Origin of the sequence: Solwaraspora sp. WMMD937, from assembly GCF_029581175.1 — a bacterium.
Classification (GTDB): Bacteria; Actinomycetota; Actinomycetes; order Mycobacteriales; family Micromonosporaceae; genus Micromonospora_E.
This window is the reverse complement of record NZ_CP120738.1, coordinates 353304-374140: the sequence shown is the minus strand read 5'-3', so window position 1 is coordinate 374140 and position 20837 is coordinate 353304. Positions and strand designations below refer to the sequence as shown.

At 71.0% G+C, this 20837-nt stretch carries 22 protein-coding genes; 11 read left to right on the top strand and 11 right to left on the bottom strand.

What is annotated here, in order from left to right; all coding sequences use genetic code 11:
* Positions 1-82: 82 nt before the first annotated feature.
* Together O7621_RS01795 and O7621_RS01790 are read right to left on the bottom strand one after the other, a co-directional pair.
* Positions 83-1237, bottom strand: coding sequence for a helix-turn-helix transcriptional regulator (locus tag O7621_RS01795; RefSeq protein ID WP_282232427.1), 1155 nt, complete (start codon positions 1235-1237; stop codon positions 83-85).
* A 396-nt stretch (positions 1238-1633) separates the two neighbouring features.
* Positions 1634-2860, bottom strand: a complete 1227-nt coding sequence (locus O7621_RS01790; RefSeq protein ID WP_282232426.1) for a helix-turn-helix transcriptional regulator — start codon at positions 2858-2860, stop codon at positions 1634-1636.
* Positions 2861-3278: 418 nt separating this feature from the next.
* Between O7621_RS01790 and O7621_RS01785 the strand changes: the two genes are divergently transcribed.
* Positions 3279-3821, top strand: a complete 543-nt coding sequence (locus O7621_RS01785) for a tetratricopeptide repeat protein (RefSeq protein WP_282232425.1) — start codon at positions 3279-3281, stop codon at positions 3819-3821.
* Between the two features lie 112 nt (positions 3822-3933).
* Here O7621_RS01785 and O7621_RS01780 read toward each other — a convergent pair whose 3' ends face one another.
* The 3 genes from O7621_RS01780 to O7621_RS01770 form a co-directional block, all read right to left on the bottom strand.
* Positions 3934-4134, bottom strand: a complete 201-nt coding sequence (locus O7621_RS01780; protein ID WP_282234828.1) for a hypothetical protein — start codon at positions 4132-4134, stop codon at positions 3934-3936.
* Between the two features lie 125 nt (positions 4135-4259).
* Positions 4260-4394 carry a hypothetical protein gene (locus tag O7621_RS01775; RefSeq protein WP_282232424.1) on the bottom strand — a complete coding sequence of 45 codons (135 nt, stop codon included), beginning with the start codon at positions 4392-4394 and terminating at the stop codon, positions 4260-4262.
* A 122-nt stretch (positions 4395-4516) separates the two neighbouring features.
* On the bottom strand, positions 4517-4855 hold the full coding sequence (locus tag O7621_RS01770; RefSeq protein WP_123605868.1) for a co-chaperone GroES: 339 nt from the start codon (positions 4853-4855) through the stop codon (positions 4517-4519).
* 121 nt (positions 4856-4976) lie between these two features.
* On the opposite strand from O7621_RS01770, the gene O7621_RS01765 reads away from it, so the two are divergent.
* Complete coding sequence (locus O7621_RS01765; protein WP_348775281.1) at positions 4977-6320, top strand: AI-2E family transporter; 1344 nt, start codon at positions 4977-4979, stop codon at positions 6318-6320.
* 55 nt (positions 6321-6375) lie between these two features.
* Here O7621_RS01765 and O7621_RS01760 read toward each other — a convergent pair whose 3' ends face one another.
* Positions 6376-8523 (bottom strand): ATP-dependent DNA helicase, encoded by a 2148-nt coding sequence (locus O7621_RS01760; RefSeq protein WP_348775280.1) that lies wholly within the window; start codon positions 8521-8523, stop codon positions 6376-6378.
* A 111-nt stretch (positions 8524-8634) separates the two neighbouring features.
* On the opposite strand from O7621_RS01760, the gene O7621_RS01755 reads away from it, so the two are divergent.
* From O7621_RS01755 to O7621_RS01740, 4 genes are all read left to right on the top strand, one after another.
* Entirely contained in the window at positions 8635-9141 is a 507-nt protein-coding gene (locus tag O7621_RS01755) for a DUF402 domain-containing protein (protein WP_281552984.1), read from the top strand.
* Positions 9142-9218: 77 nt separating this feature from the next.
* Complete coding sequence (locus tag O7621_RS01750) at positions 9219-10127, top strand: PPK2 family polyphosphate kinase (RefSeq protein WP_282232422.1); 909 nt, start codon at positions 9219-9221, stop codon at positions 10125-10127.
* A gap of 138 nt (positions 10128-10265) precedes the next feature.
* Entirely contained in the window at positions 10266-10892 is a 627-nt protein-coding gene (locus O7621_RS01745) for a DUF47 family protein (RefSeq protein ID WP_282232421.1), read from the top strand.
* A 5-nt stretch (positions 10893-10897) separates the two neighbouring features.
* Positions 10898-11902: an inorganic phosphate transporter gene (locus O7621_RS01740; RefSeq protein ID WP_282232420.1), complete on the top strand. Its 1005-nt coding sequence runs from the start codon at positions 10898-10900 to the stop codon at positions 11900-11902.
* Between the two features lie 20 nt (positions 11903-11922).
* Here O7621_RS01740 and O7621_RS01735 read toward each other — a convergent pair whose 3' ends face one another.
* The 5 genes from O7621_RS01735 to O7621_RS01715 form a co-directional block, all read right to left on the bottom strand.
* On the bottom strand, positions 11923-12276 hold the full coding sequence (locus O7621_RS01735) for an arsenate reductase ArsC (protein WP_282234824.1): 354 nt from the start codon (positions 12274-12276) through the stop codon (positions 11923-11925).
* Between the two features lie 85 nt (positions 12277-12361).
* Positions 12362-13177, bottom strand: a complete 816-nt coding sequence (locus O7621_RS01730) for an MIP/aquaporin family protein (RefSeq protein ID WP_282232419.1) — start codon at positions 13175-13177, stop codon at positions 12362-12364.
* On the bottom strand, positions 13174-13836 hold the full coding sequence (locus O7621_RS01725; protein ID WP_348775279.1) for an arsenate reductase ArsC: 663 nt from the start codon (positions 13834-13836) through the stop codon (positions 13174-13176). The genes O7621_RS01730 and O7621_RS01725 overlap by 4 nt, the downstream gene beginning before the upstream one ends.
* Entirely contained in the window at positions 13829-14575 is a 747-nt protein-coding gene (locus tag O7621_RS01720) for a helix-turn-helix domain-containing protein (RefSeq protein ID WP_282232418.1), read from the bottom strand. Before O7621_RS01720 ends, O7621_RS01725 begins: the two co-directional genes overlap by 8 nt.
* A gap of 91 nt (positions 14576-14666) precedes the next feature.
* Complete coding sequence (locus tag O7621_RS01715; RefSeq protein ID WP_282232417.1) at positions 14667-15638, bottom strand: Gfo/Idh/MocA family oxidoreductase; 972 nt, start codon at positions 15636-15638, stop codon at positions 14667-14669.
* Positions 15639-15771: 133 nt separating this feature from the next.
* Here O7621_RS01715 and O7621_RS01710 point away from each other — a divergent pair, with 133 nt between their 5' ends.
* The 5 genes from O7621_RS01710 to pstA all read left to right on the top strand — a co-directional run bounded on the left by O7621_RS01710 (position 15772) and on the right by pstA (position 20819).
* The gene (locus O7621_RS01710) at positions 15772-16644 is read left to right on the top strand and encodes an NUDIX hydrolase (protein WP_282234822.1); all 873 of its coding nucleotides are present in this window, start codon (positions 15772-15774) and stop codon (positions 16642-16644) included.
* 104 nt (positions 16645-16748) lie between these two features.
* The gene (locus O7621_RS01705) at positions 16749-17273 is read left to right on the top strand and encodes a hypothetical protein (protein WP_282232416.1); all 525 of its coding nucleotides are present in this window, start codon (positions 16749-16751) and stop codon (positions 17271-17273) included.
* Positions 17274-17502: 229 nt separating this feature from the next.
* A complete protein-coding gene (pstS, locus tag O7621_RS01700) occupies positions 17503-18606 on the top strand; it encodes a phosphate ABC transporter substrate-binding protein PstS (RefSeq protein ID WP_282232415.1) in 1104 nt (367 codons plus the stop codon).
* A gap of 117 nt (positions 18607-18723) precedes the next feature.
* Entirely contained in the window at positions 18724-19758 is a 1035-nt protein-coding gene (gene pstC, locus O7621_RS01695) for a phosphate ABC transporter permease subunit PstC (protein WP_282232414.1), read from the top strand.
* Complete coding sequence (gene pstA, locus O7621_RS01690) at positions 19755-20819, top strand: phosphate ABC transporter permease PstA (RefSeq protein ID WP_282232413.1); 1065 nt, start codon at positions 19755-19757, stop codon at positions 20817-20819. Before pstC ends, pstA begins: the two co-directional genes overlap by 4 nt.
* Positions 20820-20837 lie beyond the last annotated feature (18 nt).

Here is a 20837-nt window from a genome sequence, read left to right as displayed (position 1 = left end):
ATGCGACCTGGTCTTAGCCTGACCGGCGCTCGGCCGACGGTCTACAGTGTCGCCGTCCGCCAGCGCTGGCTACTGTCCGCCGTCACATCGATGGCTGATGGTTCGCGCACAGCTCATCCAACTCGGCCGCCGGCACCCCTACCTCGGCCAGACCTCGGCGTACCCGGTCGACCCGCCACCAGTTCGACGCCGCGACCCGGCCCGAGGCGACCGCCGCCGCGACCTGCGCTATCGACTCGTGCGGGTCAATTGGCAGCGCGGCCTGGCCGAGATCCAACCGGGCCGACGCGATCCGCCGGGGGCGGCTGCCCTCGGCGAGTAGCCGGGCCAGGACATCGCTGGCCTCGGTGGCGGCGGCCGGATCACCGACCCACGCCAAGGTGGTCGCCACGTACGCTCGGGCTTTGCCCGGGTCGTAGCGGTAGTGGTGCTCGGGCCGCTCCGGCTGGCTCAGCGGCGACACCATCCGCTCCAGCTGGGCCAGTCGTTGTCCGGTGGCCGGTCGGTCGCCGAGCAGTGCCAGCGCCCGCCCGGTCTGCGCGGTCGCTTGCAGTTTGGCGCTGCTGCCGGTCGGAGCGATGTTCTGCGCGCCCTCGGCCAGGCCGAGCGCGGTCGCGGGGTCGCCGGCAGTGAGGGCCTCCCACGCGCGCGTTTCCAGGCACCATGCGCGAATTTCAGCGTGCTCGGTGTGGGCGGCCATCTCGCTGGCCGTGTGCAGGTGCCCGGCAGCGGCGCCGTTTCGGCGTAGATCGATCAGCACGGTAGCAGTCAGCAGCGACAGCCATCCTCCGGCGACGAGGATCCGTCGGTGCTGGTCCAGTGTCATTCGGCGGCCGGAGCTGATTAGGGTGGTGACGTAGGTCAGGTGTCGGCGGATGCGTGGCAGGAGGACGTGCGACGTGGTGGTTGGGTAGGCGACGGCAAGCTCGTCAACGGCTGCTTCCAGGCCGGCGAGGGTGCTACTGCTGATGTCCGTGGCCGCGACCCGGCGGGCCAGCTCGACGGAATCGTGTGCCCCGTCGTCGGTGAGCATCGCGGAGAGCACTCCGCCGGATTCGAGTACGTCGTCGAGCCGACCGGCGATCTCAGGCGTCGGTGTCTTGCGACCGGTTTCCAGATCATGCAGGTACGACTTGGCGTAGTGCGCCTTCGCGGCGAGATCACGCAGCGAGAGCCCGGCTTGCTGACGCAACCGGCGCAAGGTCGAAGGCCATCGTGGGTCGATGATGCGGGTCATGCGCGTCACCACCTTGTCTGCTGCCGGGTGGCACCGACCGAAATACTTCCGGCTCTTGCCGCCACACCAGACGTTACTCCGCGTATCCATCACCACACAGGCTCCCTCTCGACATAGAGCGTGGAGGGCGGCGACCCGAGGTGGCTCTCCGTGTCGACCCCGGGCCGCCGCCCAGCGGGCGGGCCCGACGCGCGAAAGGGGCGATCGCGGGATGCGACGTCGGGCCCAGCTGAGCGGACGGCGGGCCGGGCGGTGTTCCGCTGTGTGATGATGCGCGACCCGGCACCGCCGTCCTACGTAGAAGGATGCCGAGTTGATCACTGAGAGTGAATGCATGGGTTGTGCCCGTTGTCCGACAGACCCCAAAACCGGTACTCCCGGTACCGGTTGTGCAGGTCAGGCGGCCTGGCCGTCCATCAACGCGGCGAGCTTCGCCAGCTCCTGGCCCATCGCCCGACGTCGACTGGTGGTGATCATGCGGACGGTGTCGCGGGCGTACCGCTGGTGTCGCAGCCACACTGGAGCGTCGGCGGCCAGCTCGCTGAGCACCGCCGTCGCCTCCGACCAGTCCCGCAGCTCGGCGTGGGCACGGGCGACATCGAGCCGGTGTCGCCGCCACGTCGTCTTCTCGACACCACCACGACGGACGTTGGCCGCCAAGTCGAGCACCCGGCGAGGCTCGCCAGCGACCGCCGCCGCTTCGGCCCGCATCATGTCGACCATGCTCGACCGCATTCCACCGACGATGGTCAGATGATCAGCGCTCACCGGCCGGCTGCCCAGCCGGGCCGCCGCAGCCGCCGCCGCGTCGAGCTGGGCGGCGGCGTCGTCCGGCCGGTTGTCCCGCGCGGAAGCGGCGGCTGCCGCCACCAGCAGCCAGCCCCACACCGCGAGCTCATCCGGTGTGGCGCGGGAGAACCGTGGTTCGACGCTGTCAGCGGTGGCGATCGCCAGCCGCTCCGCGTCGGTCAGCCGGCCCTGGCGCAGCAGCAACCACGACATGCGCTTGACCGTCGTCGCGCTGAGCAGCTCGTCGCCGGCAGATGCGGCAGCGCCCTGGGCGGCGTTCACAGCCTGGTAGGCGAGGTCGACCGCGCGTACCTGGATCAACAGGCTGCTGGTCAGGTCATAGGTGCGGGCTAAGGTCCGGTACGCGGCAGGCCTGTTGGCGTCGTCGGCGTTCTCAGCGGCGTGCCGGGCTCCGGCGATCAGCGGCGGCAGCACGGCCAACGCGGCGGCGTGGTCGCCCCGGTGGTAGGCGCGGTCCGCCTCGGCCAGCCGACCCGGCACGCCCGCCGCCGGCAACGCCGGCACCTCGTCAGCTATGTAGCCGGCCGGGCCACGGGCAGGGATCAACACCCGACGCAGATCGAGCAACGCCAACGGACGATGACCGGGCTCCCGGCGGGCCGCCCCGGTGCTCGCATCGCCGAGCAGAGTCGTCGTCGGCACGCCCAGCGCCCGCGCGATCGCATGCAACGTCGCGATCCGAGGCGTCGTACGCTGATTCGTCTCCAGCTTCCGAATGGTCTCCGTACTCACCCCGGCCGCCGCCGCGAGCTGCTCCTGAGTGAGCGACTGCCGGCGCCTGACCTGCGCGATGTTGTCGCCGATGGTGGCCATCCGTGGTCCCTCCCCGTCAACGGTCTGGACAGCGGCACACCAGCCCGCGATCCCCGGCACACCACCACATCAGACCGTACTCCGCCCACCTGCTGCCATCCAGAATCGCCGATAGTCAGGCAAGCCTGATCAACTTCCTCCTGGTTGCAGTCATGGTCAACTCGCGATGTCAGATCATGGTCATTTCTGGCCGCCGGATCGGTGCCGCCCATATCCTGCTGGCCGTTGTAGAGGGTCTCGCCTTGCTGGCGACCAGTGGTGGTATCGAGACGATCGCCCTACACGGGACAGGGAGGGTGCCGGGTTGAAAGATCCAGCCTCAGTGGCGTCGGCCGGTCGTCTCGGGAACCTGGAAACGCCGGTACGCGGCAGGTCGACGACAACCGTCAGCCAGTTGGTGGAGGTGCACCGACTCGCGGTGGCTGGCCGGGAGGCGGCGATCGCCCGGAACGTCGGGCACCGGGTGGCGATGGGGTGGCTGCGTATGTCCCGGTTTGTCGACGTGGTGACCTTGGCGATAGCGACCTTGGCGCTCGGCGAGGACGCGAGCGCCTTTCACTATCTGGGCTGGGCCCAAAGGGCTACCGGGCAGCCTCGGCAGGCACTGGCCAGTTACGAGCAGGCGCTGCGTCTGTACCGGGAGGCCGGCAACCGTGGCAACGAAGCTGCGTCGCTTAACAACATTGGCGAGGTGTACGACGGGTTGGGGGATCGGCGGCGGGCGTTGGTGTTTTATGGGGAGGCGTTGCCGATTCGGCGGGAGGTGGGTGATCGGGCTGGTGAGGCGGTCACCCGGTACAACATCGCGATGGTTCACCGGGCGGAAGGGGACCTCGACAAGGCGATCGACGAACTCGAAATCGTCGTCGAGCTCGACCGTCAGGTGGAGCATCCGGACCTCGCCTCAGACACCGCCATGTTGGAACAGGTTCGCCAGGAACGAGCCGCAGCGCACGAGTGACCTGACCAGTGGAAAGCGAGTCGGCGCGGGATCGGATGCGGGTGATCTGAGGTGGCGTCGGCGTGTCGAGTTGATGGGGCGCATTGGATCAACGCAGAGCGGCGGTGTCAGGTCAGGCGGTCTGGCCGTCCATCAACGTGGCGAGCTTCGCCAACTCCTGGCCCATCGTCCGACGTCGACTGGTGGTGATCATGCGTACGGTGTCGCGGGCGTACCGCTGGTGCCGCAGCCACACTGGAGCGTCGGCGGCCACCGCGTGCCGCCGCAGCCTCGTGCACGACGTGCCGAGCGGGCAGACTTCCTGGCCAGCCACCGATCTCGATCGCGGTGTGCTCGGTCAGCCGGACTCGGCCTGGTCGAGCAGCTCGCCAAGCTCCCGGTAGCCGTTAAAGAGATCAATCAGCGCCGAGCCGTCGAAGACCCGTGGTGGGCGTAGCCTCACGCCGCTGCCTGCCCCCGTACGCCCCAGATCCGCTCAGCGTCGGCGTCCGCGCGGTCCTGCGCCGCTTCCAACTCCGCAAGCTCATCCGCGCTCAGCGGCAAGGGCGCCGCCTGACCCAGGGCAGCTGCCAAGGGCTGCACCGCCGTCAGCGGCTCAGGAGTGGTCTCATCTGGCGTCACACGCCGATCCTACTATCGGATGCCGCCGCAACGGGCCCCGCCGCTGGCGTGCAGAGACGGCGTGGGCTATTGAGCTACAGGTACAGGCCGGTGGAGTCTTCCTCGACCCGCTGGGCGGCCACCGCGTGCACGTCGCGTTCGCGGAGCAGGACGTAGCCCCGGCCGTGCAGCTCGACCTCGGAGCGGTCCTCCGGGTCGAACAGCACCCGGTCACCGGTGACGATCGAGCGTACGTTCGGTCCGACCCCGACCGTGGTTGCCCAGGACAGTCGCCGGCCCACCGACGCGGTGGCCGGGATCACGATGCCGGCGGTGGAGCGGCGTTCGCCCTCGCCGCCTTCGAGTTTGACCAGCACCCGGTCGTGCAGCAGGCGGATCGGCAAACCGTTGTCGTGTGGTGGGTCGGCGGTCACGACCGAACCGTACCGCGTGGGTGTGCCGGCCGGTCGCGGGTGGGTCGGCCGGATGGTTGCCCGATGCCCGTACGGGGCACATCGGGGAGAGTCCAGGGAGGTAGCGGCAGCAACGACGCACATGTGCCCGCTACCGTGTACGCACCGATACTCGACTCCGGGGGTTCGCTTGAGCCGGCTGCAACAAATGAGAGGGCGGCTACGCCAGGCGTACGAGGCCGGGCGGGAGTCGGTGCGGGCCGCCCGGGAGCGGGAACGGTCCCGCCGGGCCGCCGCGGCCGGTGCCGCCGACGAGCTGACCGGCGCGGGTGCCGACCCGGGCGCGGAGACCCCGCCGCCGGGTGACGGACATCTGTCGACCACGAGCCGCGACGACGCGGACGTGCCGCACGCGCTACGGATCGCCGCAGCCTGGTCGTGGCGGCTGATCGTGATCGGCATCGTCGGTTGGGCCTTGCTGCGGGTCATCGGCAACGTCCGGATCGTCATCATCCCGGTGCTGGTGGCGTTGTTGCTCGCCGCGCTGCTCGCCCCGGCGGTCGGCTGGCTGCTGCGGGCCCATGTGCCCCGCACCCTGGCCACGGCGGTGGTGCTGATCACCGGGCTGGCCGGGGTGGTCGGCACGCTGACCCTGGTGGTCAACGAGTTCATCACCGGCCTGCCCGACCTGAGCGAGAAGGCGGCCAGCGGCATCGGGGAGATTCAGAAGTGGCTGCGCACCGGGCCGCTGAAGCTCGACGACGGCCAGCTCGACCAGTACGTCGAGGCCGGTCAGAACTGGATTACCGAGAACACCCAGACGTTGACCAGCGGCGCGGTCTCCACCGCCGGTACGGTCGTGGAGCTGTTCACCGGTGCGCTGCTGGTGCTGTTCTCGACGTTCTTCTTTCTCCGGGACGGGCAGCGGATCTGGCGGTTCATCGTCGGCATGTTCCCGGTCGCCGCGCGCTGGCGGGTGGACGACGCCGGTAGCGCGGCCTGGACGACCCTGGTCGCCTATGTTCGGGCGACCGTGCTGGTGGCGTTCATTGATGCCGTGGGCATCGGGATCTTCCTGGTGCTGTTCGACATCCCGTTCGCGTTCGCGCTGGCCGCGCTGGTGTTCCTGGGGGCGTTCATCCCGATCGTCGGCGCGACCCTGTCCGGCGCGGTGGCCATCCTGGTGGCCCTGGTGGACAGCGGCTGGGTCACCGCGTTGATCATCCTGGGTGCGGTGATCGCGGTTCAGCAGCTGGAGGGCAACGTCCTGCAGCCGTTGATCATGGGGCGGGCGGTTGCGATCCACCCGCTGGCCGTGGTGCTCGCGGTGACCTCCGGTGTGGTGCTGGCCGGCATCGTCGGCGCGCTGGTCGCCGTACCGCTGATCGCGGTGCTGAACACGGCGGTACGCCGGCTGGCCCGCCGCCGCCACGTCCCGCCGCCGCCACCGCCGGAGTCCGTGGTGATCGGCACCAGCCCACCGTGATCTGAACGCTGCCGGCCGGCGGCCGACCCGCCTGACTCGCGGCGTTCGCGGCGGGTCAGCTGGCGGCGAGTCGACGCAGCGCGCCCTGCACCACCTCGGGCCGGGTGGTGTACCAGAACGGCGGCAGCGAGCGGCGCAGGAACGCACCGTAGCCGCGGGCGGTCTCCAGCCGGGAGTCCAGCACCGCCACGACACCCCGGTCACCGGTGGACCGGATCAGCCGACCGGCGCCCTGCGCCAGGCGTACCGCCGCGACCGGCACGCTGACCGCCGCGAACCCGGAGCCGCCGGCGGCGTCCACGGCGGCGGCGCGGGCGGCGGCCAGCGGTTCGTCCGGCCGGGGGAACGGCAGCCGGTCGATCACCACCAGCTGGCAGGCATCGCCGGGCACGTCGACCCCCTGCCACAGCGACATCACGCCGAACAGGCAGCTCGCCCGGTCCTCCCGGAACCGGCGGACCAGCAGCGGCAACGCCTGCTCGCCCTGCACGTGCACGGTCAGCCCGGTCCGCGCCCGGACCAGCTCCGCCGCCTGCTGCGCGGCCCGCCGGGACGAAAACAACCCGAGGGTACGGCCACCGAGTGTGCCGATCAGCGACAGCAGCTCCTCGCCGGCCTGGGCGGGCAGCCCGGAGACGGTCGGCCGGGGCAGATGCGCGGCGACGTACAGGATGCCCTGTTTGGGGTAGTCGAACGGGGAACCGACGTCGAGTGACCGCCAGCTGAGATCGTCGGCCGTGACCGCCTCGGTCTGCTCGGTGGCCGGGGCGGCGGTCTCCAGACCCAGCGACCGGGCCACCGTGTCGAACCGGCCGCCGAGGGTCAGGGTGGCGGAGGTGGCCACCACGGTCCGCTCCTCGTAGAGGTGGCTGGACAGGGTGCCGGCCACCGACAGCGGTGCCACCACCAGCGCCCGGCGGTTGGCGGCCGGAGCGTCCGGCTTCTCCACCCAGGCGACGTCGTGTTCGGCCTCGTCGAGCAGCCGTTGGGCGGTCGTGGAGAGCTCGTCCAGCACCGACTTGGCCTGCTGTTTGCGCACCGGGTCCGGGTCGTCGGCCTTGATGTCGCCGATCTTGTCCAGCGCGGCCCGGGTCGCCGACTCCAGCAGGGTGCACGCCTCGTGCAGCGCTGGCGGCAGACCGCTGGTCAGCCGCCCGGCCGGGGACTCGCCCAGCCCAACGGCGAGGGCGTCACCGGCCTCGGTGAGCTGCTCGGCGGTCTCCGGCGGCAGCAGCGGCCGGGCCCGCCGGGCGGCCCGGTCGATCACGTCCGGGGTGAGCTCGGCCTGGGCGGCCGAGGAGACCCGGTCGGCCAGCTCGTGGGCCTCGTCGACGATCAGCAGCTTGTGCGGCGGCACGATGTGCCGGCCGGCGAGCATGTCGACGGCGAGCAGGCTGTGGTTGGTGACGACCACGTCGGCTTCGCGGGCCCGGAACCGGGACGCCTCGGCGAAGCACTCTTCGCCGTACGGACAGCGGGCCGCCCCGACGCATTCCCGGGCCGGCATCGACACCTGCCGCCACACCTGGTCGTCGACGCCGGGGTCCAGCTCGTCGCGGTCGCCGGTGTCGGTCTCCATCGCCCAGTCGCGCAACCGTTGCACCTGCTTGCCTAGCCGGTTCGCGGCACCCAACCAGCGGGTGCCGCCGCCGCTGCCACCGTTGCTACCGCCGCTGTCGCCGTTGTCGCCGGCGGCGTCGAACAGGTCCGTCGGCTCCTCCTCGGCCGAGTCCTCCAGCCGGGCCAGGCACAGGTAGTGGTGCCGGCCCTTGAGGACGGCGAAGGTGGGCCGGCGGCGCAGGATCGGCTCGACCGCGTCGGCGAGCCGGGGCAGGTCGTGCTCGACCAGCTGCGATTGCAGCGCCAGGGTGGCGGTGGAGACCACCACCGGGCCGTCGACGGTCAGCGCGGGCGCCAGGTAGGCCAGCGATTTACCGGTGCCGGTGCCGGCCTGCACGAGCAGGTGGTGCCGGCTGCGGATGGCATCGGCGATCGCCGACGTCATCTCCTGCTGGCCGGGCCGAGCCGCACCGCCGGGGACCGCGCCGACCGCAGCGGCGAGCAACTGGGCGGCGCTCGGCCGACCGGTGCCGGAGCGGCCGGCCGGGCGCGGCGGGGCCGCCGGAGCGGACGCGGTGCTGGTGGTCGTCGCAGGGGTCACCCGGTGACAGTACCGATCACCACCGTCGTCCTCGGCGGTCATCCACAGCGTGCCGGCCGGTGTCGCCCGGTGACGCCCGGGTGCTGGCGCCGGCACTGGGGCGTCACCTGCACGTTGCCTTGCGGTGGGCGGCCATCCGTTAAGGTGCGACACATGTCCAGCGATGTCGTACGGGTGGTCTATCGCAAGTACGACGGTTCGGCCCACCGGGACTATCCGGCCCGCCGGTTGACTGAGGACGAGGTCGGCGTGTGGCTCGGCGTGCCCCGGGGCACCGAGTCGATCTATCACGGTCGCCCGTCGGTGGAGCAGATCCCGTTCGTCCTGCTGGTGCCGCGTGAGCAGTGGTGGACCTGCATGTTCAACCCGCCGCCGCGCACCAGTGAGGTCTACTGCGACATCGCCAGCCCGGCCCGCTGGGAGGACGAGTCCACCGTACACCTCATAGATCTTGATCTTGATGTGGTGCGGCGCCGGGCAACCGGCCTCGTGGAGCTGCGCGACGAGGACGAGTTTGCCGAGCACCGGGTGCGGTACGGCTACCCGGAGGACGTGGTGGAGTCGGCCTGGGCCGCCGCCCGCTGGTTGCAGGACGCGCTCGGCGACGGCACCGAGCCGTTCGCCTCGGCCTACCGGAAGTGGCTGGCGCTGGTCTGCTGACCCGGCTGGCTCGCCGGTCGGCTGGTCGGGGAGTGGTCGGCTGGTCGGCCGGGGGCCGGCTGGGCGATGATCGGCTGATGACTGCTGACCTGTACGAGCCACCTGTCCGGGAACTGCTACGGGTCGGCGCCGGCCGGCCGGTCGACCTCTCCGCGATCGACCCGAGGTCGACGCCAGGGCTGCCGGCGCTGTCGGTGACCGGGCCGGACCGCAAGTCGTGGGCCCGCGCCGAGGTCCGCCGCATCGGTGACGAACTGGCCGAGCAGCAGGAGATGCTGCACGCCCAGGCGGTCGCCGGCAGCGCGGCCGGTCGGCGGGTGCTGCTGGTGCTGCAGGCCATGGACTGCGGCGGCAAGGGCGGCGCGGTGAAGCGGGTGGCCGGCGCGATGAACCCGCTCGGCCTGCGGATCCGGGCCTTCGGGCCGCCTACCGAGGAGGAGCTGGCGCACCACTTCCTGTGGCGGATCCGCCGGGCGTTGCCGGACGCCGGCCAGGTCGGGGTGTTCGATCGGTCACACTACGAGGACGTGCTGGTCGTACGGGTCGAGTCGCTGGTGCCGGAGGAGACCTGGCGGGCCCGCTACGACGAGATCAACGAATTCGAGGCCGGGCTGGTCGACGAGGGGTTCGTGCTGATCAAGGTGTTCCTGCACATCTCGTACGCGGAGCAGCGGGAGCGGCTGTTGTCCCGGTTGACCGATCCGACCAAGCACTGGAAGTACCACCCGGGGGATGTGGACGCGCGCAGCAAGTGGCCGGACTACCAGGCCGCGTACACGGAGGCGTTGAGCCGGTGCGCCACGGACGCCGCGCCCTGGTTCGTGGTGCCGGCCGACCGCAAGTGGTACCGGGACTGGGCGCTGGCGCACCTGCTCCGGGAGCACTTCGCGGATCTGGACCTGAGCTACCCGCCAGCTCGTTTCGACCTGCGCAAGGAGCACGCCCGGCTGCTCGCCGGGGACGGACCGAAAGTGAACGGTGGATGAACAAAGACTGACCTGTAGGTGTACAGGGGTGGGCCGCGAGCAGACGCGATTCGCTGTTACCTAGCATTCCCTGCAGAGCGCGCGGGCGTTTCCCGTGGCCAGCCCCTGTTCCCCACCGTCTCCGACGAGGTCTGCGCTGTGAAGTTCTCCTTCCGCCCGGTCGAGGGCGCCTTCTATGAACTGTTCACCAAGGCCGCGCAGAACCTCGTGCGGGGCACCGAGCTGCTCAACGAACTCGCCCTGCCCGGAGTCGACGTCCAGTCGGTCAGTGATCGGCTCACCGAGGTCGAGCATGACAGCGACCAGATCACCCACGACCTCTACAAGAAGATCAACTCGGCGTTCATCACCCCGTTCGACCGGGAGGACATCTACCGGCTGGGCAGCCAGCTCGACGACGTGATGGACCACCTGGAGGCGGTCGGCAACCTGCTCTACCTCTACGGGCTGACCCAGCTGCCGTCGCTGCCCCGGGAGATGCACGAGCTGATCGCGGTGCTCGACCAGCAGGCCCGGGTGACCGCCGATGCGATGCCCCGGCTGCGGGCGATGAAGGACCTCGACGACTACTGGATCGAGTGCAACCGGCTGGAGAACGAGGGCGACCGGGCGTACCGGATGCTGCTGGTCCGGCTCTTCTCCGGCGAGTACGACGCGCTCACCGTGCTGAAGATGAAGGAGGTCGCCGACGAGCTGGAGGCCGCCTGCGACGCCTTCGAGCACGTGGCCAACACAGTCGAGACCATCGCGGTCAAGGAGTCCTGAGCCGGGTGAGCGCCGAACTCATCGCCGTCCTCGCGGTGATCACCGTTGCCATGGTCTTCGACTACACCAACGGGTTCCACGACGCGGCCAACGCCATCGCCACCAGCATCTCCACCCGGGCACTCACCCCACGGGTCGCCCTGATCATGGCCGCGGTCGGCAACTTCATCGGCGCCCACTTCGGCGCCGAGGTGGCCAAGACCGTCGGCAGCGGCCTGGTCGAGCTGCCGGCCGGCGTCTCCAGCCTCGGCATCGTCTTCGCCGGCGTGGTCGGCGCGATCACCTGGAACCTGATCACCTGGTACTTCGGGCTGCCCTCGTCGTCGTCGCACGCGTTGATCGGCGGCCTGGTCGGCGCCACCATCGCCGCCTCCGGCACCGTGCTGTGGGGCGGCATCGCCGGCGACGTGGTGGCACCGATGGTGCTCTCCCCGCTGGTCGGCTTCGCCCTCGGCTTCCTGGTCATGCTCGCCGTGCAGTGGATCTTCCGCAACGGCCAGCCCGGCAAGCTCAACCGGGGCTTCCGGATCGCCCAGTCCATCTCGGCGGCGGCGATGTCGGTCGGGCACGGCATGCAGGACGCCGCGAAGACCATCGGCATCGTGGTGCTGGCGCTGTTCGTCGGCGGGTTCCAGTCCGACGCCGAGACCATCCCGGAATGGGTCTTCTGGACCTCGGCGACCGTGCTGGCGCTGGGCACCTACGCCGGTGGCTGGCGGATCATCCGTACTCTCGGTCGCAAGATCATCGACCTGCGGCCGCCCGAGGGGTTCGCCGCCGAGACCGTCGCCAGCTCGGTGCTCTACTTCAACGCCCTGGTGCTCGGCGCGCCGATCTCCACCACACACACCATCACCTCGGCGATCATGGGCGTCGGGGTGACCAAGCGATTGTCGGCCGTACGGTGGAACGTCGCCGGCAACATCGTCGGTGCCTGGATCCTGACCTTCCCGGCGGCCGGCAGCATCGGCGCGGTGATGTACTTCGTCGTCCGTCCGCTGTTCAGCTGACCTGCTGACCGGTCAGCAGGTCAGCTGCTCGCCGGCACCAGGTCGGCGAGCAGTGCCTCGACCCGGCGGCGGATCTCGTCGCGGATCGGCCGGACCGCCTCGACGCCCTTGCCGGCCGGGTCGGTCAACTGCCAGTCCTCGTACCGCTTGCCGGGGAAGGTCGGGCAGGCGTCGCCGCAGCCCATCGTGACGATCACGTCCGAGGACTCGGCCGTGGCCCAGGCCAGCAGCTTCGGGGTCTGGTCGGTGATGTCGATGCCGACCTCGCGCATCGCCTCGACCGCCGCCGGGTTGACCGTCTCAGCCGGCGCGGAGCCGGCCGAGCGGACCTCGACCGCGTCGCCGCCGAGGTGACGCAGCCAGCCGGCGGCCATCTGGGACCGGCCCGCGTTGTGTACGCAGACGAACAGCACACTGGGCTTGCTCACGGTGTCTCCTTCGAGGGGTGGGTGCGGCGGGTCAGGGGCGGGCGGTCGCCAGGTCGTCGACCTCGTCGGTCGCCGATCCGCCCGGCCGGGCGGGATCTGCCGGCTCGGCGGAATCTGCCGGCCGAGCCGGCTCTGCCGGCACTACGACCTGGTCGGCGGCGCGTCCCGCCCCCGGGTAGAGCGCCAGCAGCAGGGCGACTCCGACGGCGAGACCGACGACCTGGGCGACCAGGAACGCCGGAATCGAGGCGGGCTGGATGCCGGCGAAGGTGTCGGTGAAGCCCCGGCCGATCGTCACCGCCGGGTTGGCGAACGACGTCGACGAGGTGAACCAGTAGGCGGCACCGATGTAGGCACCGACCGCGGCCGGTGCCGCGCCGGCCCGGCCCGACCTGGCCAGCGCGAAGACCAGCAGGACCAGACCGGCGGTGGCGACCACCTCACCGAGCCACAGGTTGCCCGCCGACCGCTCCTTGGTGGACCAGGCCACCGCTGGTAGGGCGAACATCAGGTTGGCCAGGATCGCCCCGGCGACGCCGCCGGTCACCTGCGCGGCGACGTAGCCGGTCAGATCCGGCAGGGTCAGCCCGGTGCGGCTGCGTCGCCCGAGGAACCAGTCGGCGGCCGAGACGACCGGGTTGAAGTGCCCGCCGGAGACGGGGCCGAAGATCAGGATCAGCGCGCCGAGCGCGAAGGCGGTGGCGATCGAATTCTGCAGCAGCTGCAGCCCGACGTCGTCCGGCGACAACGACTGAGCCATCACCCCGGAACCGACCACCGAGGTGACCAGCAGGGCGGTGCCGGCGAACTCGGCCAGCAGCCGTCGCCAGAGTGCGATCGGGTTCACGTGTTCCCCACTTTCTGTAGGTCGTCCAGCAGCCGGCGGACCCGGCGCTCGATCTCGTCGCGGATCGGCCGTACGCCGTCGACGTCCTGCCCGGCCGGGTCGTCCAGCTCCCAGTTCTCGTACCGGGTGCCGGGGAAGACCGGGCAGGCGTCACCGCAGCCCATGGTGACCACCACGTCGGCGGCGCGGACCACCTCGTCGGTCCACGGCTTCGGGTACTCGCCGGAGATGTCGATGCCGCGTTCGGCCATCGCCGCGATCGCCGCCCGGTTGACCTCGTGGCCCGGCTCGCTGCCGCCGGACCAGGCGACCACCGTGTCCCCGGCCAGGTGGGTGAGGAAGCCGAGCGCCATCTGGCTGCGGCCGGCGTTGTGGGTGCAGAGGAAGAGCACCACCGGGCGGCCGTCGGAGTGCCGGCCCTCGACCCGGGCCAGGGCCTGCAGCCGCTGCCGGGCGAACCGCTCGGCGAGCAGCGGCAGATAGTTGGGGATGGTGCTGCCGGTGGCGAACTGGTCGTAGCTGGATGCCAGGAACCGTTCGATGGTCTCGGTGTTGTAGGTGCCGTCGAACTCCCGGGCCAGCCGGGCGGCCGCGGTACGCAGCGCCACCTGCTGGTCGATGGACAGGTCGGGGCGGACGGCGTCGGTGACGTCAGACATGGTCGGCTCCGGGGGACGTGGGGGCGGTGGCCCGGCTGGTGATGACGGGGGCCAGCCGGTGGACCCGGCCGGCGAGTTCGGCGTACGCGGCTTCGAAGGCGGCGTCGGTGTCCACCCGGACCGGGTCCGGCACCGACCAGTGCAGGTCGGGCGCGCCGGCCCCGGTCAGCTCCTCGTGGGCGTTGTCGCAGACTGCGACGACCAGGTCGCCGTCGCCGACGACGGCCGACACGTGTGCGGTGCGGGCCGGGTCGAGGTCGAGGTCGAGCCGGCGGGCCAGCGCCACCGCCCGGGGGTGCACCCGGGTCGCTGGTCGGGTGCCGGCTGAGGCGGCCGGGGTCGGGCCGGTGCGTTGCCAGAGCGCTGCGGCGAGCTGGGAACGGGCCGAGTTGTGGGTGCAGACGAAGACCACCCGCTCGACGTCGGCCAGCGGCGGTGGTGCCAGCCCGGCGAGGACGTCCGGCACCAGTTGCAGGTAGCTGCGGCGGCGGTCACCCTCGGACCGGACGCGGCGCAGCAGGCCTGCTTCCTGCAGGACCTTGACGTGGTGGGCGACCAGGTTGCTCGGCAGCCCGAGCCGTCGACCCAACTCGCCGGGGGCGGCGTCGCCGAGGTGCAGCAGGTCGACCATGGCCAGCCGGGCCGGGTCGCCGAGCGCGGCGTGCACCCGGGCGCGTCGCTCCAGCGGGTGGGCGGGCGTCGGCCCGTCGCCGGCGCGGTGACTTACCTCAGCGTTCATTGACTCAATGATTACTGAGGTAAGTGATGGAGTCAAGCCGGCCGAGGGTTCGGAGCCGGCCGGCAGACCGGGTCAGCCCTCGACCGGAGGATCAGTCGTAGCTGACGCCGATCTGACCGCGGATCGTGTCGAGCAGCTCCATGACCTCGAGAGTCACCGCGTGTGGCACCAGCGGACTCTCCCGCAGACCGGCGGCCAGGCAGCGGTGCACCTCGGCCGCCTCGTACTGGTAGCCGTTGCCGGCCGGCTCGACCACCCGCACCACCTCCGGGTCCCCGGTGCCCCGGCGGAGCGTGAACTCGCTCGGGCAGATGAACGGGTCCGGCAAGGCGATCCGGCCGGTGCTGCCGGTGATCGTCGCCACCACCGGAGTGGCCCCGACGATGCCGCAGGTCAACGCGGCCACCGCGCCCGACTCGTAGCCCAGCAGCACGCCGGTGTTCTGGTCCACGCCCTCCGGGGTGAGTTTCGCCCAGGAGTGCACCGAGTCCGGCCGGCCGAGCACCAGATGCGCCAGGCTTACCGGGTAGATGCCCAGGTCGAGCAGAGCGCCGCCGCCGAGCGCGCGGTCGCGCATCCGGCTCTCCGGCCCGAACGGCCCGGCCAGGCCGAAGTCGGCGTGCACCGAGACGACCTCACCGATCGCGCCGTCGTCGACCAGCTCACACACCCGGCGTACGGTCGGATTGCACCGCATCCACATGGCCTCCATCAGGAACACGTCCCGGGTCCGGGCGGTCTCCACCAGTTCGGTGCTGCTGGCCAGATCAAGGGTGAACGGCTTCTCGCACAGCACCGCCCGGCCGGCGGCCAGGCAGGTCATGGTCGCGGCGTGGTGCGCCGAGTGCGGTGTCGCCACGTAGACGACGTCGACGTCACCGTCCGCAGCGAGCTCGTCCCACGATCCGTACGCCCGCGGAATGCCGTAGCGGTCGGCGAACGCCTGCGCGCTGGCCACCGAGCGGGAGCCGACCGCGAGCACCTCGGCGTCGGGCAACAACTGCAGGTCTTCGACGAAGCGGGCGGCGATGCCGCCGGTGGCGAGGATTCCCCAACGAGTCATGCCAGGCACGCTAGCCAGCGAGTCCGTGCGCGGCGACGGCGGGGCGTGCTGGCCGGTCTGCCGGGTCACGACCTACGCTCGGCGCGTGCCCACCGACGACGCCGTCGCAGCTTCCGCCGCGCCACCCGATCCAATGCTGTTCGCCGTGCCCGAGGCAATGGTCGAGCACGCCAGCCGGTTCTACGCGGCGGGCCGGGAACCGGTGCGACCACGGGTCGCCGCGACCGTGCTGCTGCTGCGCCCGACAACGGAACCCGGGCCGACAACGGATCCGGGGCCGACGGGGGCGCCCGGCAGCCCCGGGTTCGAGGTCTACCTGATCCGGCGGGTGGCGGCCGTCGCCTTCGGCGGGGTGTACGCGTTCCCCGGCGGCGGGGTGGATCCCTCCGACGCCGTCGGCGAGCTGGACTGGGCCGGGCCGGACCCGGAGCACTGGGCGGCGCGGCTGGGGTGTCCACCGGACCAGGCGCGGGCGGTGGTCTGCGCCGCCGCCCGGGAGGTGTTCGAGGAGTCCGGGGTGCTGCTGGCCGGCCCGGACGAGACCACTGTGGTCGACGCGGTGGACAGTCCGGAGTGGGAGGTCGACCGGCAGGCCCTGCTCGCCCGGACGTTGAGCTTCGCGGAGCTGCTGCGCCGTCGGCGGCTGACCCTGCGGTCGGACCTGCTGGCCGCGTGGAGCAGGTGGATCACCCCGGACTTCGAGCCACGCCGGTTCGACGCCCACTTCTTCGTGGCCCGGCTGCCGGTCGGGCAGGCGACCCGGGACGTGTCCGGTGAGGCGGATGAGACGCTGTGGGTCCGGCCGAGGCTCGCCCTGGACCGGGCGGAGACCGGCGACTGGCAGCTGCTGCCACCCACCCGGGTGACGCTCGACGAGGTCGCCGGCTGCGCCGACCCGGGTGCCGTCTTCGCGGCCGCCGCCAGCCGGGATCCGGCCGTACCGGTCACCCCTCAGCTGTACGTCGATCCGGACGGGACGGTCAGTTTCGCGGTTGTCAAGCCCTGATCCGGATAGATGATCTTGCGTTACCAAGCGGTGATACTTTGGCGCGCACAAACGCGACAGGGTGCCGGGCGGTCCTCGCCCGCCATCGCTACCGGACGGGACAGATGGCTCCACGACCAGGGACCTCAGCCGCGCGGGGTGCGCCGACGGACGCCGACGACCTCGTGCATCTTGCCGTGCCCGCCGAGTACGTCTCGCACATCGCCCGGCTGATCGAGGAGCTCGACCAACGGCCCAGACCGATCCCGAAGCCAGCCCGGCGGGCCCGGTCCACGGCCCGCGCCGCCAAGGAGTGGCCGGTCGAGGAGCTGCGCCGGTTCGCCCAGGGTCGGTCCCGGACGCACCAGACCGTGTTCGCGATCCTCGACCTGCTCGCCGAGCACCCCGGCGAGACCATGTCGGTCGGCGACCTCGCGGCGCGGCTCGGCAGCCCGGTCGACAAGGTGATCGGCGCGCTCGGTGGGCTGACCCGGATCGTCAAGGCGTACCACGACTATCCGAGGTGGGGGCTGCCGTTGCAGCGGATGGCCCGGACCGGTTCGGGCCGCTCCGGTGCGGTCGGCTACCAGCTCCCGGCCGAGCAGGCCCGCCGCTGGCGGCTGGTGCGGCGCGACCGGCCCGAAAGCTGATCACCGACGTAGGCGGCGAAACGCGTCGGCCGAGGTGCGACGTCGGTCACAGTCGAGCGTCGGCTCAGCTCGGACGGCGACCATACAATCCCCGTTCACCTTCTGTTCACCATGCTCCGGTCGGCAGTTTAGCCACGGCTCGTACCGTCCTCGGCGTTCGAGACGGTGAACTCGCCCCCGCGACCCCTGGGCGGCGACTCGCCACCCGACCTCAGAGAGGCAACGCACCGTGAATCGTAAGTCCCTCCGGCTGGCCGCCCTGCCGGTCGCCGTCATGCTTACCCTCGGCGTGGCCGCGTGCGGCGACGACGGTGAAACCGGCACGGATCCCAACGGCGGTTCCGATAACCCGGTCAGCGGCGACCTCGCTGGCGCCGGCGCCTCCTCGCAGGGCGCCGCGATGGAGGCGTGGATCGCCGGATTCACCTCCGTCGCCCCCAACGCGACCGTCACCTACGACCCGATCGGCTCCGGCGGCGGCCGCGAGCAGTTCACCAGCGGCGGTTCCGACTTCGCCGGCTCTGACGCGTACCTCGACGAGGAAGAGGTCGCGGCGGCCCTGGAGACCTGCGGCGAGCAGGGCTTCATCGAGTTCCCCGGCTACATCAGCCCGATCGCCGTGGCGTACAACCTGCCGGGCGTGGAGACGCTGAACCTGTCGCCGTCGGCGATCGCCCAGATCTTCGACAACAAGATCACCAACTGGAACGACCCGGCGCTCGCCGAGCTCAACCCGGACGCCGAACTGCCCGACCTGGCGATCACCGCCGTGCACCGCTCGGACGAGTCCGGCACCACCGAGAACTTCGTCGACTACCTGGCCAAGGCCGCCCCGGCCGACTGGCCGTACGAGGTCTCCGGCGACTGGCCGACCACCGGTGGCGAGGCCGCCGCGCAGACCCAGGGTGTCGCTGCCGCGCTGCGCGGCGGTGAGGGCACCATCGGCTACATCGACGCCTCCCAGGCCACCGACCTCGGCGTCGCCGCGGTCCAGGTCGGCGAGGAGTTCGTCGAGTACTCGGCCGAGGCGGCCGCCGCCGTCGTCGACGCCGCCGAGACCGTCGCCGGTCGCCCCGAGTTCAGCTTCGCCATCGACCTGCCCCGGGACACCACCGAGGCCGGCGTCTACCCGATCGTGCTGGTCTCCTACCAGCTGGCCTGCGTCAACTACGACAGCCAGGAGAAGGTCGACCTGGTCAAGGCGTTCTTCAACCACGTGATCAGCGAGGAGGGCCAGCAGGCCGCCGCCGAGAACGCCGGCTCCGCGCCGATCTCCGCGACGCTGCGCAGCCAGGCACAGCAGGCCATCGACGCGATCACCGTCGCCGGCTGAGTCCAGCACCACGTCCAGCCCCTGCGACCCAGGTCCGGACGGTCACCCGGTGGCCGTCCGGACCTGCGGCGTATCCCCGCACCGCCCGTCACGACACGGCCTGAGGAGGCGTAATCCGTGACAAAGCCCGCCACCGCGCAGAGCGGTACCCCATCGAGTGATCCGCCGCCCGGCGGCGACTCGCCGCGCGGCACGTCGACGGGCGAGCCGCCGAACGCCGAGACCCGTCGCCGGGGCCGGTCCGGCAAACGGATCGGTGACCAGATTTTCTCCGGCACCGCCGTCGGCGCCGGCGTACTCATCCTGGTCACCCTCGCCGCGGTCGCGGCCTTCCTGCTCTACGAGGGACTCCCCGCCCTGGTCGCCGACCCGGAGGACCTGCCCGGCGGTGAAGGCTTCATCGCGTACGTCACCCCGCTGCTGTTCGGCACGGTCCTCGCCGCGGTGATCGCGCTGGTGTTCGCCACCCCACTCGCGATCGGCATCGCGCTGTTCATCTCGCACTACGCGCCGCGCCGGATCGCCGCCGGTCTGGGCTACCTGGTCGACCTGCTGGCCGCCGTACCCAGCGTCGTGTACGGACTGTGGGGCATCTTCTTCCTCGCCCCGAACATCGTTCCGGTCTACCAGTGGCTGGAGGAGTACCTGGGCTTCATCCCGTTCTTCGCCGGCCCCGCGTCGGCCACCGGCCGGACCATGCTGACCGCCGGTCTGGTGCTGGCGGTGATGATCCTGCCGATCATGACCGCGGTCAACCGGGAGGTCTTCCTGCAGACACCCCGGCTGCAGGAGGAAGCCTCCCTGGCGCTCGGTGCCACCCGCTGGGAGATGATCCGGATGACCGTGCTGCCGTTCGGTCGCTCCGGGATCATCAGCGGCAGCATGCTCGGGCTGGGCCGGGCGCTCGGCGAGACCCTCGCGGTCGCGATGGTGCTCTCCGCCTCCGACGTGATCACCATCAACCTGATCGACTCGGTCAACAGCAGCACCATCGCCGCCAACATCGCGTTGGACTTCCCCGAGTCCAGCGGGCTGGCGGTGAACGCGCTGATCGCCACCGGCCTGGTGCTGTTCGCACTGACCTTCGTCGTCAACTTCGCCGCCCGGGCCGTCGTCGCCCGTCGGCGCGACTTCTCGGGAGCGAACGCATGACCACCATCACCCCGCCCCGGGCACCCGCCACGAGCCCGCTGACCAGCGGCGTACTGCCGAATTGGGCACCGTGGGCGGTGGTCAGCGGCAGCCTGTCGGTCGGCCTGGTCGGCGGCCTCAGCCTCGGGCTTGCCATCCCGCTCTCGCTGGCCATCGGCGTACTGCTCGTGATGGTGGCCCTGCCGGCTGTCTCCTGGCAGGTCGAAGGCGGTCGTCGGGCCAAGGACCGGTTCGTCACCGTGCTGGTCAGCCTCGCCTTCACCCTCGCGATGCTGCCGCTGCTGTCGTTGATGATCACCGTCACGCAGAACGGCATCCACCGGTTCGACGGGACCTTTCTCAGCAGCGACATGCGGGGCGTGCTGGGTGAGGGCGGCGGGGCGCTGCACGCCATCGTCGGCACCCTGATGATCACCGGCGCGGCCACCCTCATCTCGGTGCCGGTCGGCGTGATGTGCGCCGTCTACCTGGTCGAGTACGGCAAAGGCCGGCTGGCCCGGTGGGTCACCCTGCTGGTCGACGTGATGACCGGTATCCCGTCCATCGTGGCAGGTCTGTTCGCGTTCGCCTTCTTTGCGATCTTCTTCGGCCCGAGCATCCGGTTCGGCCTCGGTGGTGCCATCGCCCTGTCGGTGCTGATGGTGCCGGTGGTGGTCCGTTCGGTCGAGGAGATGCTCAAGCTGGTGCCGAACGAACTGCGCGAGGCGTCGTACGCGCTCGGCGTGCCGAAGTGGCGCACCGTGTTGCGGGTGGTGCTGCGGACCGCCGCTCCGGGCATCGCCACCGGCGTGACCATCGCCATCGCCCGGGTGATCGGCGAAACCGCCCCGCTGCTGATCATCACCGGCAGCACCACGGCAACCAACTGGAACCTGTTCGACGGCCGGATGTCCTCGCTGCCGATCTTCACCTACTACTCGTACAGCATCCCCGGCGCCCGGCCGGAGTTCGGTGTGGAACGCGCGTGGGCGGCGGCGCTCACCCTGTTCGTCATCGTCATGGGCCTCAACCTGGTGGCCCGGCTGATCTCCCGCTTCTTCTCCCTGCCGACCAGCCGCTGACCGCGGAAAGGACCCCTC